The sequence below is a fragment of the Photobacterium sp. OFAV2-7 genome, assembly GCF_022347985.1.
Classification (GTDB): domain Bacteria; phylum Pseudomonadota; class Gammaproteobacteria; order Enterobacterales; family Vibrionaceae; genus Photobacterium.
In genome coordinates this window covers 1-3,717 of record NZ_JAKRFQ010000507.1, presented here as the reverse complement: position 1 = coordinate 3,717, position 3,717 = coordinate 1, and the positions used below count along the sequence as shown (strand labels likewise).

The following is a 3,717-nucleotide window of genomic DNA, read 5'->3' as shown; positions in this document are numbered from 1 at the left end:
GAAGCTCGGGTGGGTGGGGGCTGTGGTGGACCAGTGGCGCTTGCGACCTGGTGATTGGCCGGCACGGCCAACATGCCGGAGCCAAAGGAGCATGGTTACGGTGGAACGAATGTTCACCGAACCATGCCTGCGATAAAGCCAAAGGGAGCGGACCACATAACCAGCAGCGTACAAATGAGTTGCGATTGACGAAGGAAGTGACCGCACGAAAACACGCTGTTTGGGTTTTGGTGCGCCGCCCTGCCCGCCTGATGGCGCAGCCATGAGGCGACAAACACTCGCCGGCTTGCCCGGCGGCCTTACAGCCTGCTTTCCAAGGCTGCGCGCCAATTTACACATAATGCTTTTATGCCTGAATTTGCCCAGCCGCCGACAGCTTGCCTGGCGCTAGCGGCGTAACAAGTTCGCATAAATTTCATTATGTTAACATTGACGCTTATACCCCCAAGCTTGGGGGATAGGGGTTGGTAACAAAGCGCTTCAGGGCCCTGCGATGAAGGCGGACGGAGGGGCGTTTTGTTGGCCATGTCGTTTGCCGGGTAGGCAATTGATGCGGAGCGTTAATGCGCCCTGCCTACGCTGCGCCTTTCGTGATGGCCAACAGAACAAACCGAAGGGAGCCGGAATGCTGTCGCAGGGCGGCATTTTGCTTTTATTCTTTTGTATTTGAGCGTAACACTCAGCCTCAAAATGTATTACAAGTGTAATACATTACATCACCTAACATCATTAAATAAAAGGTTTTATAATTTAAAGGCAATTATAGTTATGTGTCATTAGTAACAAAACATAGCCATAAAAGCACTGTATGATTAACTGGACCTTTAAGTTCTAGGATTAAGACAATGACAACAGCTATATTTATTGAAGATGCAGTGCTCCCTCAGCTGTTTACTTCAGCAATTGAAGCATACGAAATAGAGCATCGAGCCTCACATCGCTCGAAGCCTAAGGAACAAATAGAAACCTTTGGTCTTCTATGGGGGCACTCATTGCCGGCCAAAGGTAATAAGCCGGCACGGTGCGTCATTACCACGGCAACAATTGAAACCTCCGCAACCCGTGATCACGGATCAGTTGCACCTAACTTTGGGTCAATCAAAACAAAGAAAGCCTTTTTTGAACGTTACTGGCCAAACTTAGAATTGATCGGTTCATTCCACTCCCATCCTTATGATTCACTTGATGACGTTAACAGGTGCACTGGCTGGAGAGCGTCAAACGCTGACACCGAATTCTTTCCATACTTACACGAAGAAATCGCACCTGAGCAGCAAGAGATGGTCCACCTAATACTGACTATTTCCGCACTAAAAATAAATGGCTGGGCATACCCAAGCCGCCTGACTAACAGTGAAATGAATAAGGGCTTCGTTCTTTCAGCCGAGAAGCGCAAGTTGTGGCTACGGGCCTACGGCTCCTCATGTATAGAGGATAATGGTCAGGATTATTATAACTTTCACGATAATGTGCATTTGCAAGCACCATCATTAGAAAGCAGATTCTTTGAAAACTAATTTTTGAAAGAAGAGAAGGAAGCTGAAAGTAAGCTTCCCTCTCAACTTTAACTTTATCGTACACAGCTTCAGTAAGCACCTTGCACTCTCCTTGAAAACAGCCAGTATTTTCAAGCCGCTAATGTCCACAAAGGTGTACTTTTTGTACAGCCGAGTCAGGCAGCTTATCAAGTGCACATAATGTCCAATTGATTATTAATGAACATGTACATAAAATAACGCGCATCATAATGTTCAGTTTTGGGTGCTTTTTATGCTCATCGGATATGCGCGGGTCAGCGCCAAGGATCAATCCCTTGAGATTCAGGTCGAACAGCTCAAAGAAGTTGGCTGCGAGAAAATATTTCAAGAAAATGCCAGTGGCAAGGACTCCGATCGCTCTCAGCTGAAAGCGATGATCGATTTTTCCCGGGAAGGCGACGTGATCCACGTGATGAAAGTCGACCGCCTGGCCCGTAACACGATCGATGCCCTGAATATCGCCGATACCCTGGCCAAAAAAGGCGCCGGACTAGTTTTTCACGATTTGGGGGATGTGGACATCAACAGCGACATTGGCCGGGTAATTTACACAACCATTTCGGCTTTTGCCGAAATGGAGCGCAAACGTATCTTGCAGCGCTGTAACGAAGGCAGAGCCAAAGCGAAAGCAGAGGGGAGACACCTTGGTCGGCACGCCAACCTTAAGCTTCACCAACAAATCAGGGAGTTGGCAGAAAAAGGCATGAACAAACATGCTATCAGTAAACAACTAGGGTGCAGCCGGACGACAGTGTATAGCGTACTTAGGTAAGGATCCTCCATAGGAATAGCACTCTGAAATTATAGACAAAGTGGTGTAACGACTATTAAGGAATGTACTACTAGTTAATTTAAGTTTTTCAAGGAAAAGGCAAAATTATACCAAGATGGGTTGTACCTAGCTAAAAGCTTGCTGAAAAAAAGATTGTTTGGTTTCATAATCGGTCTTTTCCTCTCTTCTGCAGCGATTCATCATAGGTGCTCGATTAACCTTTTCAAAATGAAAAGGAAATAGCATTACCTATAGCGGACTATCAACAAACAGGACGAGATACTGGACTTCTATTTTCCCCACAAACCTAATAAAGACGCAGCCTATACGCTATTACGTTACAGGAAAGACAAGTAGCCCAAGAAGCTGAACACGGATAAAGATGCTTCCTATTCCTGTCCCCATACCATCGCCAGTGCAAATTGCGAGAAGATGTATCGCAGCGGCAGATCAAATATCTGTTTACAGGCATGTACAAAGTCTTTATTGGCCACTAATGAACAACGTCTAAGTAATCCTCCTCAACAAGAATAACAACATCAGTAGCTTGACCAGATACTCTGGTTTAGGCCGCCGCCTTGTTAATAGTAAAGAACTTATTTTAGATATTTTTGCGCGCTAAATCGAACAAGCTATTTAATTCCTTGATAGTAAAAAATCATACACCATTGCTCATATTCGCATACAGTAAATACAGCACATGTACAATAACAACGACAGGATCACATATAAACATCGATACTCCCAAAGCGAATGATGCCGTCAGGCAGGTGCTCTTATGGCCTCCGGCGGCGACTGGGCTGCTTTAAGTTTGCAGCCTCCCCCCCGACTTTGATTAGTCGCCGGGCTCAGCATGTCACAAAATATTCTATCGGCTAGACAACGATATACGGTTATTTCACTACGGCGGAACATACTATGCAGCAAACAACGGTCTCAGCCATACGCAAGTCGGTCATCGGAATGCTGACGGTCATTTTCGGCCTGATTCTCCCTTGTGCCGTGACCTACAACGCGTTCACCATCACCGAAAAAGTCATGACCAACATTCTCGACAGCCCGACCTTGCTCTCAACCGCCTCACCAGACGAATCATCAGATAACTTACTGTCCTCGTTCGAGACCATCAAAAACCAGCTCGATTCGAACAACGACTATGTGCTGCTGACGGCCTTGTACCTGGAACAAACCAATACCAAGACCTTTCTCAACAAGCAGCTGATGAAAGCCATCGTGATCCACCTCGGGTTTGCCGTGATGTCGATCGGGCTGTGTTTTATCGTGCTGGGCATTAACGATGGCGGGATACACGCGGGGGCCGACGCGCCCCTGTTCAATTTCAATCTCAAAACCGGGTCGACGGGTTTAATTGCGTTTATTGTCGGCGCAGCAATGGCCAGCGGCGGT

The 3,717-nt window shown here is 46.7% G+C and carries 3 protein-coding genes; all 3 read left to right on the top strand.

The annotated features are described in order from the left end of the window. The first annotated feature begins 845 nt into the window (after positions 1 to 845). Positions 846 to 1,517, top strand: a complete 672-nt coding sequence (locus MHN01_RS19910; protein ID WP_239412950.1) for a hypothetical protein — start codon at positions 846 to 848, stop codon at positions 1,515 to 1,517. A gap of 253 nt (positions 1,518 to 1,770) precedes the next feature. After that, positions 1,771 to 2,310 carry a recombinase family protein gene (locus MHN01_RS19905; protein WP_239412948.1) on the top strand — a complete coding sequence of 180 codons (540 nt, stop codon included), beginning with the start codon at positions 1,771 to 1,773 and terminating at the stop codon, positions 2,308 to 2,310. A 918-nt stretch (positions 2,311 to 3,228) separates the two neighbouring features. Next, positions 3,229 to 3,717, top strand: a 489-nt coding sequence (locus tag MHN01_RS19900) for a hypothetical protein (protein ID WP_239412946.1), incomplete at its 3' end; no start/stop codon positions are given.

What these genes read in the sequence shown, in the direction of transcription:
- MHN01_RS19910 (WP_239412950.1), top strand. Translation starts at nt 846, where the DNA reads ATGACAACAGCTATATTTATTGAAGATGCAGTGCTCCCTCAGCTGTTT.
- MHN01_RS19905 (WP_239412948.1), top strand. Translation starts at nt 1,771, where the DNA reads ATGCTCATCGGATATGCGCGGGTCAGCGCCAAGGATCAATCCCTTGAG.